Origin of the sequence: Paludibacillus litoralis (assembly GCF_037646705.1) — a bacterium.
Classification (GTDB): Bacteria; Pseudomonadota; Alphaproteobacteria; order Rhodobacterales; family Rhodobacteraceae; genus Pikeienuella; species Pikeienuella litoralis.
In genome coordinates, this window is record NZ_JBBHER010000001.1 from 136483 (window position 1) to 162210 (window position 25728).

Genomic DNA, 25728 nt, shown 5'->3' on the forward strand with positions numbered 1-25728 from the left:
GCCGGGAGCGCCGCCGTCTTGCGCCATACAGCCTGGCGCGCGCCATTTGTCATCAAAGTTGTTGACAAAATTGCTGACAAAAATCAGGCTGCTTTCAACGATAAGGAAACGCGCGTGAAACCCGATCATCAAGCTCTGGAAAACCTGACGAAAGGCGCGCCGACGAAGGCGAACGCGTCGGACGTTCAAAAGCTCGTGGACCAATTGCGTGTGAAACTCGCCCAGCACGAGATCGCGCCGGGAACGAAGCTCAAGGAACAGGAACTCGCGCGCGAGTTCGGGGTTTCGCGCGCCAAGGTGCGCGAGGCGCTCGCCGCGCTGGAGCTGCGCGGCCTGGTCGAGCGCACGCCGAACCGAGGCGCCGTCGCCCGGCGGCTGGAGCTCAGTCAGGTTTTCGAGATTTACGATGTGAGAGAGGTTCTGGAAGGTCTCGCCGTCCGGAGATCCGTGGAGAATGGGAACCTCGACATCTGGGCGGGGTTCCTGGCCGAATCCGCCGGCGATTTCGAGGAGCGGGTGCTCGCCGGCGAGCTTCACCTCTATGAAAAGCTGTTCCAGCGCTTCCGCGATGCGGTGATCGAGGCGGCGGCCAATCCTGTTTTGACCGATATGCTCGACAGCGTTCGCGACCAGACCCAGGTCACGTTGCGCCGCGTCGTCGTGCTGCCCGGCCGCGCCGAACAAGGGCTGCGCAACCTTCGCCTCGTGCTCGAAGCGATGACGGCCGGGGACGCCGCAGGAGCGGAGCGCCTCAGGCGCAACGGCATCCGGGAGGCGATCGAGGCGCTGAAGCGTTATCAGAGGTTCGTGCTATGACCGGTCCGGCGGCCGCTCCCCCGCCGCCGCGCGTGCGCCGCGCGGATCTGGAGCGCTGGGCCGCGGCGATGTTGGGCGCGGCCGGAATCCCGGAGGACGACGCCGCGCTGGCGGCGCGAACCCTCGTCAGATGCGATATGCGCGGCTTTCGCACCCATGGTCTCGCGCGGCTCTGCGATTACCTCAAGAAGATCGCCGCCGGAGAGATCGCGCGAGAAGCGCCGAACCCGCCGCCGCCGTCGGCTCCGGTCTTCACCTATCAGGCCGGCGGAATCCTCGGGCAGGTCGCGGGCCCGCGGGCGGTGGATCAGGCGCTGGCTCTGGCCGCCGAGCATCCGGTCGTGGCGTGCCAGATCCAGAACTCGGCCCATCTCGGGGCGCTTGGGGTCAATCTTCTCCGCGCCGCCGACGCCGGCTGCGCCGCGCTCATGTTCCAGGCGACGCCGCCGGTCATCGGCGCGCCCGGGGCCAAGCGGCCGATGATCGGCAACAATCCGCTTGCGATGGTCGCGCCGCGCCCCGGCCGGCCGGCCTTCGTCGTCGATATGGCGTGCTGCGTGGCGGCGCGCGGCAACATCCTGCTCGCGGCCCGAAACGGCGAGCCGATCCCGGAAGGCTGGGCGCTCGATCGCGAGGGCGAGCCGACGACCGACGCGGAAGCGGCGCTGCTCGGATCGCTTCTTCCGGCCGGAGGCCACAAGGGGCTCGCGCTCGCGATGATGGTCGAGATTCTTGCGGGCAGCCTCGCAGGCGCGACCTTTCGCGACAGTCTCAACCCCGCCGGCGGCGTCGCCAGCGGCGGCGGGCGCCTCAATGCGCTGGTTCTCGTGTTCAACCCGGACCTGCTGCAGGGCCGGGCGGCCTATGAAGAGCATATCGCCGCCTGGACCGCGCATTATGGCGCGGCGGGCGGCCCCTCCGCGCGCATCCCCGGCGAGCGCGCCCATGAGGCGGAGCAGGCGGCGGAGCGCGATGGCGTGCCGCTCCCGCCCGCCATCATCGACGAGCTGAAGGCCGCCGGGGCCGGCGCGAACATTCCTTTTCCCGCAATCGAACGCGGACATGGTCCGGACCAGCAATAAACGAGGAAACGTAATGACCCGTGCGATCGTGCTTCACCCCGACGACAACGTCGCCACCCTGATCGATCAGGCCTCAAAAGGCGCCTCAGCGGAACTGCGCGGGGAGCGCACGGGCGCCGTCGAGCTTCGGGACGACATTCCCTATGGCCACAAATGCGCGGTCGTCGCGCTGTCCGTGGGGGACGACATCCTCAAATACGGTCAGGTCATCGGCAGGGCGACCGCGGATATCGCGATCGGCGATCACGTCCACACCCACAACGTCGAGGCGCTCCGCGCCCGCGGCGACCGGTAAGGCGCGCCCGATGTCATTCCTTGGATATGAGCGGCCTGACGGCCAGGTCGGACTTCGCAACCATGTCGGCGTCGTTTCGGTGATGGACAACTGCAACCCCGTCACGCGTGCGGTCGCGAACGCGGTGGAGGGGGCGCTGCCGGTCACCACGCTTTTCGTGCGCGGCCAGCTCGGGCGCGATCTGGACATCGCCTATGACACGCTCGCGGGGCTCGCGCGCAACCCGAATATCGCGGCGATCGTCCTGATCGGGCTCGAACCGGTGACGACCGAAGAGGTGGCGTCGCGCATCCGGTCCTGCGGCAAACCGCTGGAGGTCGTGAACATCCAGCTCGTCGGCGGCACCATCGAGGCGACGGCGCACGGCGTCCGGCATGCGGCGCGGCTGATGCGCGAGGCGAGCCGTCAGAGGCGGACGAGCCAGCCGCTCTCGAAACTCACCATCGGAGTCGAGTGCGGCGGCTCCGACACCACCTCCGGCCTGGCCTCCAATCCGTCGATCGGCGTCGTCGCGGACAAGGTGGTCGCCGGCGGCGGCAAGGTGGTGATTTCGGAGACGTCCGAGTTTTTCGGCGCCGAGCACCTCTTCGCCGAGCGCGCCGAAACAGAGGATGTCGGACAGCGGTTTCTCGACGCCATCCACGACTTCGAGCAGGAGGTGATGGCGCGCGGGATCGATCTCAGGGGCTCCAATCCCACGAAGGACAACATTCGCGGCGGGTTGACGACGATCGAGGAAAAGGCCCTCGGCGCGATGTCCAAGGCCGGAACCTCCCCGCTCGTCGGCGTGCTCGAATACGGCGAAGCGCCGGTGACGGCGGGGCTCCATTTCATGGCGACGCCCGCGCCTGCGGTGGAGTCGTTGACCGGGCTCGCGGCCGGCGGATGTCAACTCATCCTCTTCTCCACGGGGGTCGGCAATCCGATCGGCGGCATGGTCGCGACCACGCTGAAGGTGTCGGGCAACCGGAACACGGTGGCCACGTTCAGCGACAACATCGATTTCGACGTGTCCGACGTCATCGAAAGCGGAACGCCGCTCCGCGAGGCTGGCGGGCGGCTCTTCGACTTCGCGATGGAGGTCGCCTCCGGCGCCCTCACCTGTTCGGAAGTGCTGGATGTGCGTGAAACCGCGATCAGCCGTTTCGAACCCTCGATGTGACCTCGACCCTCCCGCCGCGCCCGCCGGGGGCGACGGCGGGAGTAAAAAAAGCACCCGGCGGCAAAAAAAGGGAGACGTGCACCATGAAGGCAATGATCACGCCAAGAGCCGGACGCCGCGCGCTCGCGCTTTCCACGCTCATCGCTGTCGGACTCGCGAGCGGCGCAAGCGCCCAGGAGAAGGAAATCGGGTTCCGTTGCGCGCCGTTCGGCTCGATCATGTACACTGTCGGCAACGCCATTCAGGATCTGACCCAGAAACGCCATCCGACGCTCCGGGTGACGAATGCGGAAGGTCCGGGTTCGACCGCCATCACGGTGAATCTGATGACGGGCGGCGAATGGGTGAACACGATCGGCTGTACGAGCCTGCTCGACTACACCTACGCGGAACAGGGTATCGAGCCGTTCTTCGCCGAGAAACATCCCGAGGTCCGTACCGACGTCAAGGTGCTGTTCAACGGCTTTTATGGCGCGATCGGCGTGCTGACCACGGATCCCTCGATCGAGTCCGCGACCGATCTTGATGGCGAACCCCTGGCGCTCGGCCGCCGCGCGCAGGCGCATTGGGGCGGGCTGCCGGCGCTGTTCTTCGAGAAGGGCATGCCGGACACGCGCCCTGATATGGAGTTCATGGGAACCGCTCCCTCGCACGAGGCGCTGGCGGAGAACCGGACCAAGGCGATCATCTCGCAGATCGTCATTTCGCCGGACGGAAAACAGGCCTTCAAGCCGGGTGTCGTGAACCAACTCTTCGCGTCCGGGCGCGACATCTATCTGGTCGGCTTTCCGGATGCGGCGTTCCAGAAGGCGGTGGAGGAGGGCATGCGCTTCCGGCCGATCAAGGTCTCCGGCGATCAGATCCCGGAGGCGGTGGGCGACCGGAGCGTGAACTGGATCTTCGCGCCCGCCGCGATCTCGGTCCACAAGGACTTCCCCGAGGAGGACGCCTACGAGCTTACCAAGTTCATGATCGAAAACGCGGACGCGTTGCCGGACTACGCCGCGACGTTCCGCGTCATCGCCTCCGGCGAAGGGCTCCTCGGCGACTGGCGGGCCGATGACCTGCATCCCGGCGCGCTCCGCGCGTATCGGGACGCGGGTCTGATCGAATAGCGACCCGGAGCTTGCGCGGGAGCCGCTCCCGCGCTTCCCCGCACAGGGATAGAGCCATGAACTGGATATCTGTCTTCGCGTCGGGCGCCGCGCTTCTGGCGGCTCTCTATCACCTCGGGTTCGCATTCGAGCGGCCGTTCACCGAGGGCGAGCATGCGATCATCCATGTCGGCTTCGCCGCCCTCATCGTGGGCGTCGATCAGGCCCGGCGGCGGCGGGGCGCATTTCGCGCCCTCGCCATCGCGTGCCTCGTCGCGGCGCTGGCCGCGAGCGTCTATTTCTTTCAGATCAGCGAAGAGCTCGAGCTTCGTTTCGGAATAGGGCTGACCACGCCTCAGGTGGTCGCGGGAATCGCCATCATCGTCGCCGTCATCATCCTGTGCTGGATGGAATGGGGGGTCATAATCGCCTCCCTCGCCGTGATCGGGCTGTCCTATTTCTTCTTCGGCGACAACATCCCCGGCGCGATGCGCGCCGCGTCGCACCCCTCGTTCGAATACGCCATGACCTTCCTGATATCCTCGGGAGGAACCGGTCTCTACGGGCAGGTGACGCCGATCTCCGCCAACATCATCTTTCTCTTCATGATCTTCGGGGCGCTTCTCGCCTCCACCGGCGTCACGCGCCTGTTCATGGAGCTCGGCAACTGGATGGGGCGGCTCCTGAAGGGCGGCGCGGCGGTGACGAGCGTCATCTCGAGCGCGCTCCTCGGGACGGTGACGGGAGCGACCGTCGCCAATGTGGCGATCACCGGCGTTTTCACGATCCCGACGATGAAGCGCCAGGGCTTTCGCGCCGAGGACGCCGCCGCGATGGAGTCCGTCGCGTCTTGCGGCGGGCAGGTCCTGCCGCCGGTCATGGGCGCCGGCGCGTTCATCATGGCTGCGTTTCTTGGCGTCAGCTACGTGGACATCGCGTTGCAGGCGCTTGTCCCGGCGCTTCTCTTTTTCGGTTCGGTCCTGCTCGTGATCGCGTTCATCGTTCGAAAGTCCGGCCATATCGAAGAATGCGACCCGCCCGACTTCAGGTGCATTCGCGGCGAGATACTTCCCTTTCTCGCGCCGATGGCGACGTTGGTCTATTTCCTGATGAACGGCTACTCGGCGACGACCGCGGTCGTGTTCGCCATCGCCGCGATCGTCGTCTCGACGCTCCTCAGGCCCTCCACCTGGCGTTCGAAAACGGGATTCGTGACCTCGCTCCGGACAATCCTTGATGGATTGGTCTCGGGCGCGCAGCAGGGCGCGGGGCTGGCGATCGTCATCGTGGTCATATCGCTTGTCGCGCAATCCCTGATCACGACCGCGCTTGGCCCGAAATTCGCCAGCGCGCTCTCGGGGCTCGCGGGCGGGTACACGTTCCTGGCGCTCCTGCTGATCATGCTGGCGTCGCTCATTCTGGGCTGCGGGCTGCCTACCGTCGCCGCCTACACGATGGTGGCGATCATGATGATCCCCGCCCTGAGCGCGCTCGGGGTGGATCCGCTCGCCGCCCACATGTTCGTCTATTATTTCGCCGTCTACGCCGCGGTGACGCCGCCCGTCGCGACCGCGGTGATCGTCGCGTCGAGGATCGCGGAAACGAGTTTCTGGGGCGCCGCATGGGCGTCGATGAGGCTGATGGCGGGGCCGATCATCCTGCCGTTTCTCTTCATCTATCATGGCGACATCCTCACGTTCCCGCTGAACATGGGCGCGCTGCTGCCGATCTTCGCCTGGCTTGTCGCGACCGTCAGCCTCCAGATCGTCACCGTCCGCCATTTCGTCGGCCCCGCGTCGGCGCTCGACATCGCGGCGGCGGGGGCGTCGGCGGCTTTCGCCTTCGCCTGGATCGTGGCGGGCGCCATGCCGCTGCTCGCCGTCGCTGTCCTCCTGCTCGCATTCGTCACGACCTTGCAGTTGAGACGCCGGTCGCGGGCCGCCGCGCCACGCTCCGGCGCCGCATGATGACCCGTGCGGGGTCCCCCGCACCCAACCCGAGAACCGCGCAATCAAAGGAGAGCGCCATGATCAGACCAACCGCAGCGCCCAGAACCGGACTCCCACTTCGCCTTGGGAGGGTCGCGCGATGACTGAGTTTCTCGGCTATCGACGCGATGACGGGTCTGTCGGGATCCGGAACCATGTGGTGGTCCTCTCCGCCATGGACACCGCCAGCCCGACCGCGCATCGCATCGCATCGAGCGTCCGCGGCGCCGTGCCGATCTCGATCTCATTCGGGCGCGGGCAGATCGGTTTCGACTACGAGATGACCGTGCGGGCGCTGGCGGGCCTCGGCGCCAACCCGAACGTCGCGGCGGTCCTCGTGGTCAGCCTCGAGCCGACCTCCGCCGAGCGGGTGGCGGCCCCCATCGCGGCGACCGGAAAGCCCGTGGAGATCGTCACGCTGATGGGCGACGGCGGCGCGATCAACGCGACGGCGCGCGGCGTGCGCTGGGTCGCCGAACAGACATTCGCCGCGTCCCGGAAGCGGCGCGAACCTTGCCCGATTTCCTCTCTGATCGTCGGGGTGGAGTGCGGCGGGTCCGACACCACCTCGGGGCTCGCATCGAATCCGGCCGTCGGCGCGATGGCGGATCTTCTGGTCGACGCCGGCGGATCCGTCATCCTGTCCGAGACGTCGGAATGGATGGGCGGCGAGCATCTCCTCGCCGAGCGCGCCGTGGATTCCGATGTCGCGAAACGGATCATCGAGGCTGTTGAGCGGGTGGAGCAAGACGCGCATGAGCGCGGCGTCGATATCCGGGGCCAGCAACCGACCGCCGACAACATGCGCGGCGGATTGACGACGATCGAGGAGAAATCGCTCGGCGCCATCCTCAAGGGCGGGACGCGGCCGGTGGCGGACTTCCTGGAGTATTGCGAGCGGCCCCGGAAGCCGGGGTTGAACCTGATGGACACCGCCGCGCCGGCCGCCGAGTCCATCACCGCGCTGTCCGCCGGCGGTTGCCAGATGATCCTGTTCTCGACGGGGCAGTGCAACCAGCTCGGGGCGCCGCTCTCGCCCACGCTGAAAGTCAGCGGGAACGCCACCACGCTTTCGCGCATGGCCGACCACATCGACGTCGACGTCGGAGTTCTGCTGAGCGGCGACATAAGCCTGCAGGACGCTGGCGCGCTCGTCATGGGGGCCGCGATGGAGGTCGCGAGCGGAGGGCTCACCCGCGCCGAGATCTTCGGTGAAGAAGTCACCACGGTCAGCCGATTCGAGCGCTCGCTCTGAAACGCGGACCTGCTCGACCACACTCAAAAGGGAGAAACAAACGCATGAAGATTCACACCATCGCCGCCGCCCTGCTCTTTGGCGCGGCCCTCGCCGCGCCCGCCGTTGCGGATGACGGTTTTCCGAACCGGCCGATCACCATGGTCGTGCCCTTCGGCCCCGGCGGCGGCAGCGACCTCATCGCCCGCACCGTGGACAAATTCGCCGCCGACGAGTTCGGCGCCAACTTCACCTTTGAATACCGGCCGGGCGCCGGCGGCCATATCGGCGCCAACGTGGTCGCCACCGCCGAGCCGGACGGCTACACCATCGGCACCTATAACGTGCCTCAGATCGCTCTCGGGCCGATAACCGGCGTCGCGCAATACACCCTCGAAGACTTCACCTTCCTCGGACAGGTGGCCGGAGACCCCGTCGCGATCGCGACTGCGCCCGACAGCGGCTACGAGACGCTCGCGGACTTCATCGCGGCCGCGAAAGCCAACCCCCGGAAGCTGACGCTCGGCACCGCGGATCAATTCGGCGGCTCCCATCTCCTCGCGCTGCAGATCGCGGACGCCAGTGAAATCGACATCACCGTCGTGCCCTTCCCCGGCGGCTCGCAGCTCGTCGCGGCGGTGCTTGGCGGCCATGTCGATGCGGGCGTCGCGGGCCTGCCGCCCTTCCTCGGCTCGAAAGATGGAACGCAGTTCCTCGCCCTCGCCGGCGCCGAGCGCGACGACGCGTTGCCGGATGTGCCGACGCTCAAGGAGCAGGGTGTCGATCTCGTCATGCGCACCGGCCGCATCTTCATCGCGCCGGCCGGCCTCGAAGACGCTGTCGCGGCGCGCCTGCGCGCCGGGTTCAAGGCGATTTACGACAATCCGAATCTCCAGGCGGAACTGAAGAAGGTCGGACAGTCGCCGAACTGGATGTCCGGTGACGAATTGGAGGAATCGCTCCTCGGCTACGAAAACGCCGCGGCCCGCTTGTTCAAAGAAGCGCAGGCGAAGTGATCGCATAGCGAGGGACGTGCAATGGAAAGTCTCGCCTATCTCTCGGACGGTTTCGCCGCGACCCTCGCGCCCCGGATCGTTCTGGTGATGCTCGCCGCCATCGTCGGCGGCATCGTCATCGGAACGCTCCCCGGCCTGACCTCGGTGATGGCGATCTCGCTGATGTTGCCGATCGCCTACAGCCTCGACCCTGTCACGGGGCTCGCCATGCTCGGGGCGATCTACTCCGCCGCGATCTACGGCGGCGCCAATTCGGCGATTCTGCTCAACACGCCCGGCACGCCCTCCTCCCTCGCGACCACGTTCGACGGCTATCCGATGACGTTGCAGGGCCGCGCGGACGACGCGCTCTACGCGTCGCTGATCGCCTCGGTTGTCGGCGGCCTCGTCGGCACCGTCATCCTGATCGCGAGCTTCGGCCCTCTCGCCCGGATCTCGCTCGCGTTCGGCCCTCCGGAGTATTTCTGGCTCGCGATCCTCGGGCTTCTCACCATCGCGGCGATGTCCTCCGGCAACATGGTGAAAGGCGTCTTCTCGGGGGCGCTCGGCATGCTGCTGGCGACGATCGGACTCGATCCCTCCATCGGCCTGCCGCGGTTCACCTTCGGCTATTCGCCGCTGATCGAGGGGATCGGAATGGTGCCGGCGCTCCTTGGCATTTTCTCTTTCTCGCAAGCTCTCAAGCTGCTCGAGGACCGCTCCTCCTACATCGTGGAGTACAAGCCCCGGCGGCGCGTGATCCGGTCCCTCATTCCGGTCTTCGTGAAGAGGTGGTGGCTCATCCTGCGCTCGTCGCTCATCGGCACCGGCGTCGGCGTCCTGCCCGGCGCCGGGGGCGTCATCGCATCGTTGATCGCCTACAATGAGGCGCGGCGCTGGGATCGCGATCCATCGCGCTACGGCAAAGGCGCGATCGAGGGGCTGATCGCCTCCGAAAGCGCCAACAACGCGCAGGTCTCGGGCTCGCTCGTTCCGATGATGGGCCTCGGGATCCCCGGCAGCGCCAACGCGGCCATCATCCTCGGCGCGCTTCTGGCCTTCGGCATCCAGCCCGGCGTCGGCCTCCTCCGCGACAGCGGCGACGTCGCCTACGCGTTCATGGCCTCGTTGATCGTCGCCAACGTCCTCATGCTCTTTGTCGGCGCCGTGATGATCCGGGCGACCGTGCGGGTGTTGCTCGTGCCGTCGTCCTTCATCTCGCCAACAATCATCGTGTTCTGCGTCATCGGGGCCTACGCGGCCTCCTACGGCCTCTATTCCGTCGTCGTGATGGCCGGCGCCGGCTTCCTGGCCTACCTCCTGTCGAAGGCGGACATTCCGCTTGGCCCGATGGGGCTCGGGCTGGTGCTCGGCCCGATCGCCGAGCAGGGCTTCGGCCTCTCGCTGATGATCGGGCGCTCGGCGGACAATCTGCTCGACGTCTTCGTGTTCCGCCCGATCTCCATCGTGTTGATTCTGCTCTGCGCCGCGACGGTGGTGACCGCATTCATCCTCGAGCGCCGCGAGAAAATGAAAACGGCCATGGGAGCGGGGTGAGATCATGCGTGTGACATACGCCTCGGGCGTTTATCTGATCGCGATCGCCGCGGTCGGCGTTTTCTGGGCCCAGACCGCGGACCTCATGTACCCCGCGGGCGTGTTCCCGAGGATGATTCTGGCCGTGATCGGCCTCACCGCGATCATCGCCCTCGTTCGGGAGATCCGCGAGCCGACCGCGACGAAGGTTCTGAATCGCGGCTTCATCTTCGCGCTCTGCGTTTCGGCGTCCGTCGCCGTCTATATCGCCGCGGTCCCGACGATCGGCTTCTATACGGCCAGCGCCGTCTACCTTGCGCTTCTCTACCCGATAACCATGCGAATAAAGGACGGTCAGACGCTCACGCTACGCTCGGTCGGGGTGGCCATCCTCACGACCGCAGGCGTGGTCACGGCGCTCTACGTGGTCTTTTCGGCGATGCTGAAGGTCAACGTGCCGACATTGTTTTAGGTTCGCGACCCGAGCGAGCGGAGGTCTGCGGCCCGGCGGGGAGATCGCCCGTTCGCCGGTCCCTTATGACGAGGATGCATGTCGCAACCAGGGCGAGCGGGCGTTCCGCTCGCTGACGGCTCGGCGGCGCGTCGCAATCCGCTGCGACACGCTCATGTGGGACGTCCCGTTCAGGCGTCGCCGGTCGCCGCCGTGGGGCGGCTTATGAGCTTGGGAAAATCGAAAGCTCGAAAGTCCAATGGGCATTGGACCTTGAGCTTTGCTTTGGTGCCCAGGAGAAGACTCGAACTTCCACGTCCTTGCGGACACCAGCACCTGAAGCTGGCGCGTCTACCAATTCCGCCACCTGGGCTTTGGGGCGAGACGGTCGTTTACGCTGGGCGCGAAAAGGTGTCAACGGGCCTTGGCGTCCTCGTGGGGGGGAAGCCTCGGTCGCGGCTTGTCGCGTCCGCGCGCCTGGCGCGTCTTTCGCCCGAGCCGATCGCGCGGCCGGGGGGAGGCGCGTCAACACGTCGGCGCATCGGCTCTTGAGCCGGGGCGCCGGGGCGGCCTAAAAGGGGCGGCGAAACGCCTCTGACGGGAGAGTGAGATGGCCCCCCCTATCGTGACCATTTTCGGCGGATCAGGCTTCGTCGGCCGCTATGTCGCGCGCCGGATGGCGCGGCGCGGCTGGCGCGTGCGCGTGGCTGTGCGCCGGCCGAACGAGGCGATCTTCGTTCGGCCCTACGGGGAGGTCGGCCAGGTCGAGCCGATCCTGGCGAATATTCGCGACGAAGCCTCGACCCGCCGGGCGATCGAGGGGGCGACGGCGGTGATCAACTGCGTCGGCATCCTCTATCAGAACCGCCGCCAGCGCTTCGAGGCCGTGCAGGCCGATGGCGCGGCCCGGATTGCGCGGCTCGCGGCGGAATGCGGCGCGGCGCGGCTGGTTCATGTCTCGGCGATCGGCGCCGATCCCGAATCGGACAGCGCCTATGCGCGGACGAAGGCCGCGGGCGAGGCCGCGGTGGCGGCGGCGTTCCCGGACGCGACGATCCTCCGCCCGTCGGTCGTCTTCGGGCGCGAGGACCAGTTCTTCAACCGCTTCGCCGCGATGGCGAGATTCACCCTCGTCCTGCCTCTGGTCGGGGCGGGGACGCGGTTCCAGCCGGTCTATGTAGACGATGTCGCGGAGGCGGCCTGCCGTGCGGCGGTGGGCGACGCGGCGCCGGGGCTTTATGAGCTTGGCGGGCCGCGGGTCTACACGTTCCGTGAGCTCATCGAGATCCTGCTGAAGAAAGTGCGCCGCCGCCGGCTTGTGCTGCCAATCCCGTTCTTCGCCGCGAAAATCGTCGCGGGCCTGCTCGACGCCGTGCAGGCGGTCACATTCGGGCTTGTCCCCAACCGGCAGATCACCAGCGACCAGGTTAAGCTGTTGCGCGTCGACAATGTCGTATCGGATGGGGCGCGGACGCTGGAGGACATGGGCGTCTCGCCGACCAGCGTTGAGAGCGTGATCGGCGATTATCTCTATTCCTACCGGCCGAACGGCCAGTTCGACGCCATCATGGAATCGGCGGAGCGGCTGAAGACCTGAGCGCGGCCCGCAAGACTGGCGCCGCCGCAGAAACCCGGCGCGGCGTCAGCCGTACACGATCATGAGAAGCGCCGCGCCGAGCGCGAACCGGTAGAGGACGAAAACCGTCATCGACCACGTCTGAAGCATCTTCATGAAAAGCGCGATGGCGGCCAGCGCGGCGAGAAACGAGAGAAACGCCGCCAGCGCCGCGTCGGTCGTGAGCGCCGGGTCGCCGGATTGCGCAAGCTCCAGCCCGACCAGACAGCCGGCGGCGATGATCACCGGGATCGACATCAGCATGGAGATCCGCGCCGCGTCCGGCCGCCGGTAGCCAAGCGCCCGCGCGCCGGTGATGGTGACGCCGGAGCGGCTCATCCCCGGAATGAGCGCGGCGATCTGAACGAGACCGAGAAGCAGCGCGTCCCGAAGGCGCCACTGGCCGGCGTCGAGGCGTTGGGCGCCGTAGCGGTCGGCCAGCCAGAGAAGGGCGCCGCCGATGAGCGTCGCCCAGGCGATGACCGAAAGAGAGCGCAGCGCCTCCGTCGCGCCGAGCGCGGACAGCAGGCCGCCGACGAGGACCGCCGGGATCGTGGCGACGATCAGCATCAGTGCGAGCGCGGCGTCCGGGGTCTTGGCGTCGCCGCGAAGAAGCCGGAAACCGCCTCGCGCCGCCGCGCCCACGTCGGCCCGGAAATAGAGCATCACCGCCGCGAGCGTGCCGATATGCACCGAAACGTCGAGCGCGAGCCCCTGGTCGGCGACGCCGGTGAGCAATGGGTAAAGCGCAAGATGGCCGGATGACGAGATCGGCAGAAATTCCGTCACGCCCTGGATCAACGCGAGGATGACGAGATGAAGCAGAGGCATGGAGGGATCCGGCGACAGAAGGGGGCGAAGTGATTCGCGAGGCCCGCAGGTTAGGCCGGGCGTTGGCGCGGGTGAAGGAGCGCATATAGGTCAATAAGCGTTCCCTAAATTATAAAAAGGATCGGAAATGTGAACGTCATCTGCATAAAAAACGCCAGATAGGTCATACATACTGACTTTTTATCGACCAAGGCCTGCTATAAGCAACTCCCCCGCAGGGATGCATGAGCAACCGAGGAGCAGAGGGAATGGCGCAACGAATGCTGAAATTCGTCGATGTGGCGCGCGAGACTCCCGAAAAGCGCGCCGCCGGAACGCGGAGCGCCGATTTTGATGAAATCTACCGCGAATACGCGCGGGAGAAGGCGGCCGAGCAGGCCGCGCGCTGTTCGCAATGCGGCGTCCCGTTCTGTCAGTCGCATTGCCCGCTGCACAACAACATTCCCGATTGGCTGAAATTGACGGCGGAGGGGCGTCTTCGCGAGGCGTATGAGCTCAGCCAGTCCACCAACACCTTTCCCGAGATCTGCGGCCGGATCTGCCCTCAGGACCGTCTCTGCGAAGGCAATTGCGTGATCGAGAAGGCCGGCCACGGCACGGTCACCATCGGCGCCATCGAGAAATACCTCACCGACCTCGCCTTCGAGGAAGGCTGGGTCGACGCGATCTCGCCGCCGGTGGAGCGCCCTGAAAGCATCGGGATCATCGGCGCCGGGCCGGGCGGCCTCGCGGCGGCGGACCGGCTGCGGCGGGCGGGGTTTCAGGTCGTGGTCTATGACCGCTACGACCGCGCGGGCGGGCTGATGATGTACGGCATCCCCGGCTTCAAGCTGGAGAAGTCGGTGGTGATGCAGCGGAACGCGCAGCTCGCCGATGGCGGGGTGGAGTTCCGGTTGGGCGTCGATGTCGGCGGCGATATTCCGTTCGACGAGATTCGGAGCCGCCACGCGGCCGTCATCATCGCCACCGGAGTCTACAAGAGCCGCGATGTCGGCGGGGCGGGGGCGGGGCTGGACGGCTTGGCGCAGGCCATCGATTATCTGACCGCGTCGAACCGCAAGAGCTTCGGAGACGCCGTCCCCGCGTTCGATTCCGGCGAGCTTGACGCCGCCGGCAAGGATGTCGTGGTGATCGGCGGCGGCGACACGGCGATGGATTGCGTGCGCACCGCCGTGCGCCAGGGCGCGAAATCGGTCAAATGCCTCTATCGGCGGGACCGGGCGAACATGCCCGGCTCTCAACGCGAGGTCGTGAACGCCGAGGAGGAAGGCGTCGAGTTCGTGTGGCGGACGGCCCCGAAAGGGTTCGTCGGCCATGAAAGCGTCTCGGGCGTGCGGATCATCCATATCCGGCTCGGCGCGCCGGACGCCACCGGCCGGCAGACCCCGGAGGAGATCGAGGGCTCCGAAGAGACGCTGAAAGCGGATCTCGTGATCAAGGCGCTCGGCTTCGAGCCGGAAGAGTTGCCCCGGCTCTGGGGCGTCGAAGATCTCAAGGTGACGCGCCAGGGCACGATCAGAACCCATTTCCGAACCCACCAGACCTCGCTCCCGGGCGTCTACGCGGTCGGCGACATCGCGCGGAGCGCCTCGCTCGTGGTCTGGGCGATCCGGGATGGGCGCGAGGCGGCGGACGCCATCATCGCCGAGATCGACGCCGCCAGGATCGCGGCCGAATGAAAGACACGCCCGACCCGCGCGCCGGCGATCCGCCGAAAATGACCACGAAAGAGGTCTTTGCGCTGATCGCGCCACAAACATGAGGAAGTCCATGACCCATGACGCCGCCTGGGCGAAGGCCCATGAAGCCGCCCGCGCAGACCTCGCGGCGAGAGGCATGTTTCGCGAAGAGGACGAGCGCTCCTCCTGCGGCGTCGGCCTTGTCGTCGCCATGGACGGCGCCCCGCGCCGTTCGGTGGTGGAGATCGGCGTCGCCGCGCTGAAATCGGTCTGGCATCGCGGCGCGATCGACGCCGACGGCAAGACCGGCGACGGCGCCGGCATCCATGTCCAGATTCCGAAGGCGTTCTTCACCGATCAGATCCGGCGCACCGGCCATGAGCCGGAAGCGGGCGAGGCCATCGCCATCGGCATGATCTTTACGCCGCGGAGCGATTTCGGCGCGCAAGAGACCTGCCGCACGATCATGGAGACCGAAGTCCTGCGACTGGGCTACAATATTTACGGTTGGCGCCAGGTGCCGGTCGATATCGCCTGCCTCGGCGAGAAGGCGAACGCCACCCGCCCCGAAATCGAGCAGATCATCATCGCCAACCGCAAGGGCGTGGATGAGGAGACGTTCGAGCGCGAGCTCTACGTCATCCGCCGGCGGGCGGAGAAGGCGGTCGCCGCCGCGCAGATCTCGGGGTTTTATGTGTGTTCGCTCTCGTGCCGCTCCGTCATCTACAAGGGGATGATGCTGGCGCAGGATGTCGCGGTCTTCTATCCCGATCTTCAGGATCCGCGTTTCGAGAGCGCGTTCGCGATCTACCATCAGCGGTACTCCACCAACACCTTCCCGCAATGGTGGCTGGCGCAGCCGTTTCGCATGTTGGCCCATAACGGGGAGATCAACACGCTGAAGGGCAACCGCAACTGGATGCGGAGCCACGAGATTCGCATGGCGTCGGCCGCTTTCGGCGACATGGCCGAGGAGATCAAGCCGATCATCCCGGCGGGCGCTTCCGACAGCGCCGCCCTCGACGGCGTGTTCGAGGTGATGGTCCGCGCCGGGCGGAGCGCGCCGATGGCGAAAACGATGCTGGCGCCCGAGGCCTGGTCCAAGGCGACGACCGGCATGCCGGAAGAATGGCGCGCGATGTACGCCTACTCCAACTCGGTGATCGAGCCCTGGGACGGGCCGGCCGCGCTCGCCGCGACGGATGGGCGCTGGGTGATGGCCGGCGCGGACCGGAACGGCCTCCGCCCCATCCGCTATGTGGTGACCGGCGACGGGCTGCTGATCGCGGGGTCGGAGACCGGAATGGCCCCGTTCGACGAGGCGACCGTCCGTGAGAAGGGCGCGCTCGGCCCCGGCCAGATGATCGCCGTCGACATGGCCGAAGCGCGGCTCATGCGCGATGTCGAACTGAAGGACGAACTGGCCGCCATGGAGCCTTTCGCCGAATGGACCGCCGGGATCACCGATCTCGAATCCATCGTCGCGGATCAGGCCGAGCCGCGGATTTTCGACGCTGGTCAGCTCAGGCGCCGGCAGATCGCGGCCGGCTACTCGATCGAGGAGCTGGAGGCGATCCTGCATCCGATGGCGGAGGACGCGAAAGAGGCGATCGGCTCGATGGGCGACGACACGCCCGTCGCGGTGCTGTCGAACCGCTACCGGCCGCTTTCGCATTTCTTCCGGCAGAATTTCAGCCAGGTGACGAACCCGCCGATCGACAGCCTCCGCGAGCACCGGGTGATGAGCCTCAAGACCCGGTTCGGCAATCTCACCAACGTGCTCGATCAATCCTCGGCCCAGACCGAGATCGTCACGCTGGAGAGCCCGGTGGTCTCGACCGGCCAGTTCATGGCGATGAAGGCCGCCTTTGGCGACCAGGTGGCGGAGATCGACTGCCTGTTTCCGGTCGACGGGCCGGAGGACGCGCTCGCCCAGGGGCTGGAGCGGATCCGCTATGAAGCGGAGCGGGCCGTGCGCGGCGGGGCGATGCATCTCATCCTGACCGATGAGCGGATCGACGCCGAGAACATCGGCATGCCGATGATCCTCGCCGCCTCCGCCGTTCACAGTTGGCTGGTGCGGCAGGGTCTGCGGACCTTCACCTCGCTCAACGTGCGCGCGGCCGAATGCCTCGATCCGCATTATTTCGCCGTCCTGGTCGGCGCCGGCGCGACCACGGTGAACGCGTATCTGGCGCAGGAATCGCTGGCGGCGCGGGTCGACAAGGGGTTGCTCGACATGTCGGTGGAAACTGCGGTCGAACGCTATTGCGAAGCGGTCGATCAGGGTCTCCTGAAGATCATGTCGAAAATGGGAATCTCCGTCGTCTCCTCCTATCGGGGCGGGCTCAATTTCGAGGCGGTCGGCCTCTCGCGCGCCATGGTGGCGGAATATTTCCCCGGCATGCCGTCGCGGATCTCCGGAATCGGAATCTCCGGCATCCAGAAGAAGACCGCGGAGATTCACGCGCTGGCGTTCCGCTCCGGGGCCGAGGCGTTGCCGATCGGCGGGATCTACAAATCCCGGCGCAAGGGCGAGACCCACGCCTGGGGCGCGGACGCGCTCCATCTCCTGCAATCGGCGGTCGACACCGGATCCTACGAGCGGTTCAAGGCCTATTCCGGGACGATGCGGGCGCAGCCCCCGATCCATCTGCGCGATCTGCTCGATTTCAAGCCGCTCGGCGCGCCTGCGCCGCTCGACGAGGTCGAGAGCATCACCTCGATCCGGAAGCGCTTCGTCACTCCGGGCATGAGCCTCGGCGCGCTCAGCCCCGAGGCGCACAAGACGCTGAACATCGCGATGAACCGGATCGGCGCCAAATCCGACAGCGGCGAGGGCGGCGAGGACCCGAAGCATTTCCAGCCCGAGCCGAACGGCGACAATCCCTCCGCCAGAATCAAGCAGGTGGCCTCCGGCCGCTTCGGTGTGACGGCGGAATACCTGAACAACTGCGCCGAGCTCGAAATCAAGATCGCGCAGGGCGCGAAACCGGGCGAGGGCGGGCAGCTTCCCGGCTTCAAGGTGACGGAGATGATCGCGAAGCTGCGGCTCTCCACGCCGGGGGTCACGCTGATCTCGCCGCCGCCGCATCATGACATCTATTCGATCGAGGATCTGGCGCAGCTCATCTACGACCTGAAGCAGATCAACCCCGAGGCGAAGGTCTGCGTGAAGCTGGTCGCCGCCACCGGCATCGGCGCCATCGCCGCCGGCGTCGTCAAGGCGAAGGCGGACGTGATCCTGATCGCGGGCCATAATGGCGGCACCGGCGCCAGCCCGCAGACGTCGATCAAATACGCCGGCCTGCCGTGGGAGATGGGGCTCAGCGAGGCGCATCAGGTGCTTTCGCTCAACAAGCTCCGCGACCGGGTCTCGCTCCGCACCGATGGCGGGCTGCGGACCGGGCGCGACATCGTGATCGCGGCGATGATGGGGGCGGAGGAGTTCGGCATCGGCACCGCCGCGCTGGTCGCGATGGGCTGCATCATGGTGCGCCAATGCCAGTCGAACACCTGCCCGGTCGGCGTCTGCGTGCAGGATCCGCGTCTCCGCGCGAAGTTCACCGGCACCGCGGACAAGGTGGTGAACCTCTTCACCTTCCTCGCCACCGAGATCCGCGAAATTCTGGCCGGGCTCGGCGTCCGCTCCATGGAGGAGATCATCGGCCGCGCCGACCTTCTGGCGCAGGTCAGCCGCGGCGCCGCGCATCTCGACGACCTGGATCTCAACCCGATGCTGGTGCGCGTCGACGAGGGGGCGTCGCTCTCCTATCCGATGGGCAAGAAGCGGAACGAGGTTCCCGACACGCTCGACGCGCAGATCGTCGCCGATGCGCAGCCCTTCTTCCGCGACGGTGAGAAGATGCAGCTGAATTACACCGTGCGAAACACGCTCCGCACGGTCGGCGCGCGCGTCTCCTCGCATATCGTCCGCCGGTTCGGGATGCGAAACGAGCTGCAGGCCGATCATCTGACGGTGCGGCTGAACGGCTCGGCCGGGCAGAGCCTCGGCGCGTTCGCGGCGCCCGGGCTGAAGATCGAGGTGCATGGGGACGCGAACGATTATGTCGGCAAGGGGCTTTCGGGCGGCGTCATCGCCATTCGGCCTCCGCTCGGCAGCCCGCTCACGCCGCATGAGAACACCATCATCGGCAACACCGTGCTTTACGGCGCGACGGCGGGGCGGCTCTTCGCCAATGGCCGCGCGGGCGAGAGGTTCGGCGTGCGGAACTCCGGCGCGATCGCGGTGATCGAAGGGTGCGGCTCCAACGGCTGCGAATACATGACCGGCGGCGTCGCGGTGATCCTCGGTCGGCTCGGCGACAATTTCGGCGCCGGCATGACCGGCGGCATGGCGTTCGTCTACGACCCGGCCAACGGCTTCGAAAGCCGGGCGAACCCGGAAAGCATCGTCTGGCGGCGGATCGGCTCCGCATATTGGGAGGCGGAGCTGAAGGCGCTCATCGAGGAGCACGCGCGCGAGACCGCGAGCCCGCGGGCGGCGGAGCTTCTCCGCGAATGGGACGTGGCGCTGGGCCGGTTCTGGCAGATCTGCCCGAAGGAGATGCTGAATCGTCTGGCGCATCCGCTTTCGGACGAGCTGGAGGCCGGCGCCGCCTGAGGCCGCCGCGATTGTCGGCGCGGCGCTTCTCGGGTATGTCGCGGCCATGCGGCCCGATGGATGCACCTCCGCGCTTCGCGCGACACCGAGCCGGCGCGGCGGGCTCCGGCGGTGAGGTCCGTGCGCCGATGGGCGCGCAAGGCGCGGCGGCGCGCGTTCCGTCTCGTGTTGGCGTTGACGCTTTTCGCGGTCTGCTGGGTGGTCGCCTATCGCTGGGTCAATCCGCCGATCACCTATCTCATCGCGGCCGAATGGATCCGGCTAGGCGACGTCAGCCGCGACTGGCGCGATCTCGACGAGATCTCCCCGGACCTGGCCCGCGCGGTGATGGGCGGAGAGGACGCGCGTTTCTGCGCCCATTACGGCTTTGACGTCGAGGCGATCCGGAAGGCGCTGTCGGAGAAGAAGCGCCGGCGCGGCGCCTCCACCATCACCCAGCAGGTGGCGAAGAACGCGTTCCTCTGGCCGGACTCGAACTGGGTGCGCAAGGGGCTCGAGGCGGGCTTCACCGTTCTGATCGAGATGAGCTGGCCGAAGGCGCGGATCATGGAGGTCTATCTCAACATCGCCGAGATGGGGCCGGGCGTGTTCGGGGCCGAGGCGGCGGCGCGTCACTGGTTCGGGAAATCGGCCGCCGATCTCAGCCTGCGCGAGGCGGCGCGGATCGCCGCGATCCTGCCGAACCCGCGTGAGCGGAGCGCCGCCCGGCCCTCCGGCTATGTTCAGCGCCGCGCCGGCGCGATCGCGCGCGGCGCCGACACGCTCCGCGCCGAAGGACGGGCGGCCTGTGTCTCGCGCGGCGGTTGATTTCCTCGCCCCGAGGGGGCACTGAGGCGGAAGTCGCAGCATCGAGTCAGGATCCCATGCGCCGCCTTTTTCATCTCCCGCTTTCCCCTTTCTGCCGCAAGGTGCGCCTCGCGCTCGGCGAAAAACGGATCGAGGTGGAACTGGTGGAGGAGCGCCCCTGGGAGCGGCGGATCGATTTTCTCCGGCTCAACCCCGCCGCCTCGGTGCCGGTCTTCATCACCATGGAAGGCGCGGTGATCTCCGATTCGAATGCGATCTGCGAATATCTGGAGGAGACCGGCCCGGCGCCGCGGCTTCTCCCGTCCGACCCGATCGACCGGGCCGAGGCGCGCCGGCTCGTCGCCTGGTTCGACGACAAGTTCCACCGCGAGGTGACGGTGAATCTGGTCTACGAGCGGGTGAACAAGCGGCTGAAAAAGACCGGCTACCCCGACAGCGCCTTCGTCAAGGCGGGCGCGAAGAACGTAAAGCACCATCTCGAATATATCGGCTGGCTGATCGAGGGCCGGAAATGGCTCGCGGGCGACGAGCTTTCGCTCGCGGATTTCGCCGCCGCCGCGCATCTCTCCTGCATCGACTATTGCGGCGATTGCCCCTGGGATATCGCCCCGGCCGCGAAGGACTGGTACGCGCGGGTGAAATCGCGCCCGGCGTTCCGGCCGCTTCTCGCCGACCACATCCCCGGCTTTCCGCCGAAGCCGCATTACGCCGATCTCGACTTCTGACCATGGCCGATCTTCGCGCCGCGCTGGAGGAGCGAGCCCGCGCGGAGGGCTTCGCCGCCATCGGCGTCACCCGCCCCGACGCGATGATCGAGGAGACCGAGCCCGCGCTGGCGGGGTTCCTCGCCGCGGGCCGCCATGGCGAGATGGGCTGGATGGCGGAGCGGACCGCGTGGCGCGGGAGCCCGGCCGCGCTCTGGCCCGCGGCGCGCTCGGTCATCATGCTGGCGGAGGATTACGGGCCGTCGAGCGACCCGCTCGCGCTGCTCGACCGGAAGGATCGGGGCGCGATCTCGGTCTATGCGCGCGGGCGCGACTACCATGACGTGGTGAAGAAGCGGCTGAAACGTCTCGGGCGCTGGCTGGTCGCGGAGACCGGGGCGGAGATCAAGGTTTTCGTCGACACCGCGCCAGTGATGGAGAAGCCGCTCGCGGAAGCCGCCGGGCTCGGCTGGCGCGGCAAGCACACCAATCTCGTCAGCCGGGAGTTCGGCTCCTGGGTCTTCCTCGGCGCGATCTTCACCACGCTGGATCTCCCGCCCGACGCGCGCCATGAGGACCGCTGCGGCGGCTGTCGGCGCTGCCTCGACATCTGCCCGACGGCGGCGTTCCCCGCGCCCTATCAACTCGATGCGCGGCGCTGCATCTCCTATCTCACGATCGAGTTGAAAGGCCCGATCCCGCGGGAGATGCGCCCGCTGATCGGGAACCGGATCTATGGCTGCGACGATTGCCTCGCGATCTGCCCGTGGAACAAGTTCGCGCGCCTCGCGAGCGAGATTCGCTATCGGGAGAACCCGGCGCTGACCGCGCCGGCGCTCGCCGAGCTGTCCGCGCTGGACGACGCCGCGTTCCGGGCGCTGTTCTCCGGCTCCCCGGTGAAGCGGATCGGCCGGGCGCGGTTCATCCGGAACGTTCTCGTCGCCATCGGCAATTCGGGCGACCCGGCGCTGGCGCCGGCGGCGCAGGCCCGGCTCGCGGACGAGGCGCCGCTGGTCAGGGGCGCGGCGGTCTGGGCGCTGTCGCGGCTGCTCGGGCGGGACGAACTCGCCGCGCTCCGCCGCCCCGAGGCGGATCCGGAGGTTTTGGAGGAATGGGAGGCGGCGCTGCAGGCTCCGCTATTCTGAGAGAAACATCGCCACCGCCTGCGCGCGGTTCCGGACATTCAGCTTTTCGTAAAGATTGCGAAGGTGGAACTTCACCGTGTTCACGCTGACGCCGAGCTCGTCCGCGAGCTGATTGTTCGAGGCGCCCCGCGCGAGCGCCGCGAGCATTTCCTGCTCGCGCTTGGTCAGCGCCTCCATCGGAGGCTGGCGCCGGGCGGCGGCGGGAAAGTCGCGGCCGCCGGCGGCCGCGGTGGCGATCGCCTGCAGGAGCCGTTCGGGCGGCTCCGATTTGTGCACGAGGCCGGCCGCCCCCTCCCGAATCGCGGCGCGGAGCGCCATGTCGGACATCTCCCCGGTGTAGATCACCACTTTCGGCGGGTTCGCCATGGAGGAGATCCGCTGCAGCAGGCTCTTGCCGTCGCCGCCCCTCGGCATCACCCAGCCCGAAACCGCGACATCGACAGGCGCCGCCACGCCGCGCGACGCGTAATCGGCGAGGAACACGTCGCCATCCGGCGCCGACATCACCAGTTCGAACCGCCCATCCTCGCGCAGCATCTGGTCAAGCCCGCGATGCACCAGCGGGTTCTTGTCGATCACCGCGACGGTGATCGGCTGCGGACGGCGCTGGGAAAGGGAGATCGGGCTCATGGGCGACGTTATGGCAGGGGAACGCAACCCTGCCAAGCGAGGCGTATCGGCGCTCCCGCGATGTCGGGACGGAGGGATGCGAATCAGATCGGCCGGTGGAGCGCGGCGATCCTGGCGCGCAGCTCCGCGGCCAGGGCGACGCGCTCATCGGGAGTGAGGAAGGCGCCGAGCTCGATCTTGCGTCCCGCGCCGCGGAGCGTCAGGTAATGCTCGACATTCCTCGTGTCGACGAGGCTGATGTCGACCCAGTAGGGGTTGGCCGCCCAGCGGCGGATCCGGCCGCGCGGCTCCCGCCGCTCGACCGCGATCACATCGGGCCAGAGCCGCAACTCCTCCGTCAGCCGACCGTTCCGATAGCTGAGCCTGATCAGCGCCCAGAGAGCGAGGAGCGCGGCGCCGACATAGGGCGTGAGCGTCAGCGCCGCCGCCGGCGTGCCCGAGAGCGCGAGGATCGGCAGGGCCATCATCACGGCGCAGAACCACATCAGCTGGCGGAATCCTTTAGGCGGCAGCGAGCGATGCGGCCAGAGCGTCACCGACCAGGCCGGCGGATCCGTCCGCTGGAACGGGTCGGCGCCGGACAAACGAGACGCGGCCGGGAGGTCCCCCCCGGCCGCGGTCAATCTTTCGCTATCGGTCGCCATCAGGCGCGACGCTCCATTCAGTGGCGCGCCTTGTCCCACATGTCGGGAGTCGGCAGCGTTACGAACGTATGGGCGGGCGGCGGGTTGGACAGGGTCCATTCCAGCGTGTCCGCGTGCTCGCCCCAATAGGCGTGCTCGGAGATCTTCGCGCCCCTCGTCACCGTATACCACATGATTCCGACGAAGAAGAGCAGCGACGCGCCGGAGATGAACGCGCCCCAGCTGGAGACATAGTTCCAGAGCGCGAACTGCTCGGGATAGTCGATATAGCGCCGCGGCATGCCCTGGCGGCCGAGGAAGTGCTGCGGGAAGAAGGTGAGGTTGGCGCCGATGAACAGCATCCAGAACTGCAGCTTGCCCGCCAGCTCGGGATACTGCCGGCCCGACATCTTGCCAATCCAGTAGTAGTATCCCGCGAAGGCCGCGAACACCGCTCCGAGGCTCATCACATAGTGGAAATGGGCCACCACGTAATAGGTGTCGTGATAGACGCGGTCGATGCCGGCCTGGCTGACGACGATGCCGGTGACGCCGCCGACCGTGAACAGGAAGATGAAGCCGAAGGCGTAGAGCATCGGCGTCTTGAACTCGATCGAGCCGCCCCACATCGTCGCGATCCAGGAGAAGATCTTGATCCCGGTCGGGACCGCGATCGTCATCGACGCGAGCATGAAATAGGCCTGCGAGTTCGCGCTCATGCCGACGGTGTACATGTGGTGGGCCCAGACGAGGAACCCGAGCAGGCCGATGGCGATCAGCGCCCAGACCATGCCGAGATAGCCGAAGATCGGCTTCTTGGCGAAGGTCGAGACGACATGGGAGATGATGCCGAAGCCCGGCATGACGATGATGTAGACCTCGGGGTGGCCGAAGAACCAGAGAATATGCTGGTAGAGGATCGGGTCGCCGCCGCCGGAGGCGTCAAAGAACGTGGTGCCGAAGTTCCGGTCGGTCAGCAGCATGGTGATCGCGCCCGCAAGCACGGGAAGCGCGAAGAGGATCATGAACGCGGTGATTACGATCGACCAGGCGAAGAGCGGCACCTTGAAGAGGGTCATGCCCGGCGCGCGCATGTTCAGGAAGGTCGTGATCATGTTGATCGCGCCGAGGATCGACGAGGCGCCGGAGAGATGGATCGCGAAGATCATCAGATCCATCGCATAGCCGGGCTCCTGCGTCGAAAGCGGCGCGTAGAGCACCCAGCCGACGGCGACGCCATCCTGCCCGGAGCCTCCCGGCACGAACAGCGAGAGCACGGCGAGCGACGCCCCGGCGATGAAGAGCCAGAACGAGAGGTTGTTCAGGCGCGGGAACGCCATGTCAGGCGCGCCGATCATCAACGGCATGAAATAGTTGCCGAAACCGCCGAACAGCATCGGGATCACCACGAAGAACATCATGAGGACGCCATGATAGGTGATCATCAGGTTCCAGAGATGCCCGTTCGGCGTGCAGTCGGCCGCCGCCAGCCCCTCCATGCACATGTACTGGACGCCCGGGTCCATCAGCTCGAGCCGCATAAACATCGTGAACCCGACCGAGACGAGGCCGAGCGCCGCCGTGGCGAGCATGTAGAGAACGCCGATATCCTTGTGGTTCGTGGACATGAACCACCGGGTGAAAAATCCCATTTCGTGATGGTGCGCGTCGTGCGCGGCGGCGTCAGCCATTTGCAGTCTCCCAGACCCTCGGTCCGCGCCGCGATCCTTACGACGCTCTCACCCTCGCAATACCGGGATTGGCGCTCCGCCTCAACCGTTTGAATCGTCGCGACCTGCGGCTTCACGTCGCCATTGTGAATCGGTCTCCGACCGATCGGGAACGGGCGCCTCGCCCGCCGTCCCGAGGGGGCGCCGCGCGCGCCGGCGTCCTGGCGTAAGGGCCCGCCCGCCGCCTCTCACGTCAGGTGGGCGCCCCGGTGAGGCGGCGCGCAATCCGCCGGATCGCGGAATGCGCGCCAGGCCTCAGTTCGACGCGGGCAGCGTGGCGATATAGGCGGCGATATCCTCGCGGTCGTCCTCCTTGCGCAGCTTGAACGCCATCTTGGAGCGCGCCTTTTTGTTGTCGAGATATTCGGCGAGGAACTTTTTCGGGTCTTCGAGATAGTCCTCGATCTCGTCCGGGGTCCAGACGAGGCCTTTCTCGCCAGCGGCGACGATATCGTCGCCATAGCGGAAATCATCGTAGGTTCCCGCCTGGCGGCCGATGATTCCATAGAGATTCGGGCCGGTCTTGCCGCCTTTCAGAATGACCTCGTCGCCATTCGATATGGTGTGGCAAGCCTTGCATCTCTTCGACACGAGCTTCTCGCCGTTGGCGACGTCGCCGTCGGCGTATACGCTTCCGGCGAACAGCATGGCTGCGATCATTGTGAGTGCGCGAAGCATGATTTCTCT

The 25728-nt window shown here is 66.9% G+C and carries 21 protein-coding genes and 1 tRNA gene; 16 read left to right on the forward strand and 6 right to left on the reverse strand.

Annotated elements, in window-relative coordinates; translation table 11 throughout:
* Nucleotides 1–18: 18 nt before the first annotated feature.
* The 10 genes from WG921_RS00630 to WG921_RS00675 all read left to right on the forward strand — a co-directional run bounded on the left by WG921_RS00630 (nt 19) and on the right by WG921_RS00675 (nt 10674).
* A complete protein-coding gene (locus WG921_RS00630) occupies nt 19–816 on the forward strand; it encodes a GntR family transcriptional regulator (RefSeq protein WP_340107230.1) in 798 nt (265 codons plus the stop codon).
* Nucleotides 813–1898: an Ldh family oxidoreductase gene (locus WG921_RS00635; RefSeq protein WP_340107231.1), complete on the forward strand. Its 1086-nt coding sequence runs from the start codon at nt 813–815 to the stop codon at nt 1896–1898. The genes WG921_RS00630 and WG921_RS00635 overlap by 4 nt, the downstream gene beginning before the upstream one ends.
* Nucleotides 1899–1911: 13 nt before the next feature.
* Nucleotides 1912–2193 (forward strand): UxaA family hydrolase, encoded by a 282-nt coding sequence (locus WG921_RS00640; RefSeq protein WP_340107232.1) that lies wholly within the window; start codon nt 1912–1914, stop codon nt 2191–2193.
* 10 nt (nt 2194–2203) lie between these two features.
* Complete coding sequence (locus tag WG921_RS00645) at nt 2204–3355, forward strand: UxaA family hydrolase (protein ID WP_340107233.1); 1152 nt, start codon at nt 2204–2206, stop codon at nt 3353–3355.
* 83 nt (nt 3356–3438) lie between these two features.
* On the forward strand, nt 3439–4470 hold the full coding sequence (locus WG921_RS00650; RefSeq protein WP_340107234.1) for a TAXI family TRAP transporter solute-binding subunit: 1032 nt from the start codon (nt 3439–3441) through the stop codon (nt 4468–4470).
* Nucleotides 4471–4526: 56 nt separating this feature from the next.
* A complete protein-coding gene (locus WG921_RS00655; RefSeq protein WP_340107235.1) occupies nt 4527–6416 on the forward strand; it encodes a TRAP transporter permease in 1890 nt (629 codons plus the stop codon).
* A gap of 121 nt (nt 6417–6537) precedes the next feature.
* Entirely contained in the window at nt 6538–7692 is a 1155-nt protein-coding gene (locus tag WG921_RS00660) for a UxaA family hydrolase (protein ID WP_340107236.1), read from the forward strand.
* Between the two features lie 44 nt (nt 7693–7736).
* Nucleotides 7737–8687, forward strand: coding sequence for a tripartite tricarboxylate transporter substrate binding protein (locus tag WG921_RS00665; protein ID WP_340107237.1), 951 nt, complete (start codon nt 7737–7739; stop codon nt 8685–8687).
* Nucleotides 8688–8708: 21 nt separating this feature from the next.
* Nucleotides 8709–10223, forward strand: coding sequence for a tripartite tricarboxylate transporter permease (locus WG921_RS00670; protein ID WP_340107238.1), 1515 nt, complete (start codon nt 8709–8711; stop codon nt 10221–10223).
* 4 nt (nt 10224–10227) lie between these two features.
* Nucleotides 10228–10674, forward strand: a complete 447-nt coding sequence (locus WG921_RS00675) for a tripartite tricarboxylate transporter TctB family protein (protein WP_340107239.1) — start codon at nt 10228–10230, stop codon at nt 10672–10674.
* A gap of 265 nt (nt 10675–10939) precedes the next feature.
* Here WG921_RS00675 and WG921_RS00680 read toward each other — a convergent pair.
* Nucleotides 10940–11026: transfer RNA gene (locus WG921_RS00680), tRNA-Leu, on the reverse strand.
* A gap of 237 nt (nt 11027–11263) precedes the next feature.
* On the opposite strand from WG921_RS00680, the gene WG921_RS00685 reads away from it, so the two are divergent.
* On the forward strand, nt 11264–12250 hold the full coding sequence (locus tag WG921_RS00685; protein ID WP_340107240.1) for a complex I NDUFA9 subunit family protein: 987 nt from the start codon (nt 11264–11266) through the stop codon (nt 12248–12250).
* A 45-nt stretch (nt 12251–12295) separates the two neighbouring features.
* On the opposite strand, the gene WG921_RS00690 is transcribed toward WG921_RS00685, so the two are convergent.
* The gene (locus tag WG921_RS00690; RefSeq protein WP_340107241.1) at nt 12296–13099 is read right to left on the reverse strand and encodes an undecaprenyl-diphosphate phosphatase; all 804 of its coding nucleotides are present in this window, start codon (nt 13097–13099) and stop codon (nt 12296–12298) included.
* Between the two features lie 248 nt (nt 13100–13347).
* Between WG921_RS00690 and WG921_RS00695 the strand changes: the two genes are divergently transcribed.
* The 5 genes from WG921_RS00695 (at nt 13348) to queG (ending at nt 22058) form a co-directional block, all read left to right on the forward strand.
* Nucleotides 13348–14778, forward strand: coding sequence for an NAD(P)-dependent oxidoreductase (locus WG921_RS00695; RefSeq protein ID WP_340107242.1), 1431 nt, complete (start codon nt 13348–13350; stop codon nt 14776–14778).
* A gap of 91 nt (nt 14779–14869) precedes the next feature.
* Entirely contained in the window at nt 14870–19402 is a 4533-nt protein-coding gene (gene gltB, locus WG921_RS00700) for a glutamate synthase large subunit (protein ID WP_340107243.1), read from the forward strand.
* Nucleotides 19403–19522: 120 nt separating this feature from the next.
* The gene (gene mtgA / locus WG921_RS00705; RefSeq protein WP_340107244.1) at nt 19523–20209 is read left to right on the forward strand and encodes a monofunctional biosynthetic peptidoglycan transglycosylase; all 687 of its coding nucleotides are present in this window, start codon (nt 19523–19525) and stop codon (nt 20207–20209) included.
* 56 nt (nt 20210–20265) lie between these two features.
* Nucleotides 20266–20934, forward strand: coding sequence for an FtsZ-binding protein FzlA (fzlA, locus tag WG921_RS00710; RefSeq protein ID WP_340107245.1), 669 nt, complete (start codon nt 20266–20268; stop codon nt 20932–20934).
* A 2-nt stretch (nt 20935–20936) separates the two neighbouring features.
* Nucleotides 20937–22058: a tRNA epoxyqueuosine(34) reductase QueG gene (gene queG / locus WG921_RS00715; RefSeq protein ID WP_340107246.1), complete on the forward strand. Its 1122-nt coding sequence runs from the start codon at nt 20937–20939 to the stop codon at nt 22056–22058.
* Here the strand turns inward: queG and WG921_RS00720 are convergent.
* The 4 genes from WG921_RS00720 to WG921_RS00735 all read right to left on the reverse strand — a co-directional run bounded on the left by WG921_RS00720 (nt 22050) and on the right by WG921_RS00735 (nt 25719).
* Nucleotides 22050–22688 (reverse strand): response regulator transcription factor, encoded by a 639-nt coding sequence (locus tag WG921_RS00720; RefSeq protein WP_340107247.1) that lies wholly within the window; start codon nt 22686–22688, stop codon nt 22050–22052. The two genes, queG and WG921_RS00720, sit on opposite strands and share 9 nt — an antisense overlap.
* 83 nt (nt 22689–22771) lie before the next feature.
* The gene (locus WG921_RS00725) at nt 22772–23332 is read right to left on the reverse strand and encodes a DUF2244 domain-containing protein (RefSeq protein WP_340107248.1); all 561 of its coding nucleotides are present in this window, start codon (nt 23330–23332) and stop codon (nt 22772–22774) included.
* A 17-nt stretch (nt 23333–23349) separates the two neighbouring features.
* On the reverse strand, nt 23350–25002 hold the full coding sequence (locus WG921_RS00730) for a cytochrome c oxidase subunit I (RefSeq protein WP_340107249.1): 1653 nt from the start codon (nt 25000–25002) through the stop codon (nt 23350–23352).
* Between the two features lie 294 nt (nt 25003–25296).
* Complete coding sequence (locus tag WG921_RS00735; RefSeq protein ID WP_340107250.1) at nt 25297–25719, reverse strand: c-type cytochrome; 423 nt, start codon at nt 25717–25719, stop codon at nt 25297–25299.
* Nucleotides 25720–25728 lie beyond the last annotated feature (9 nt).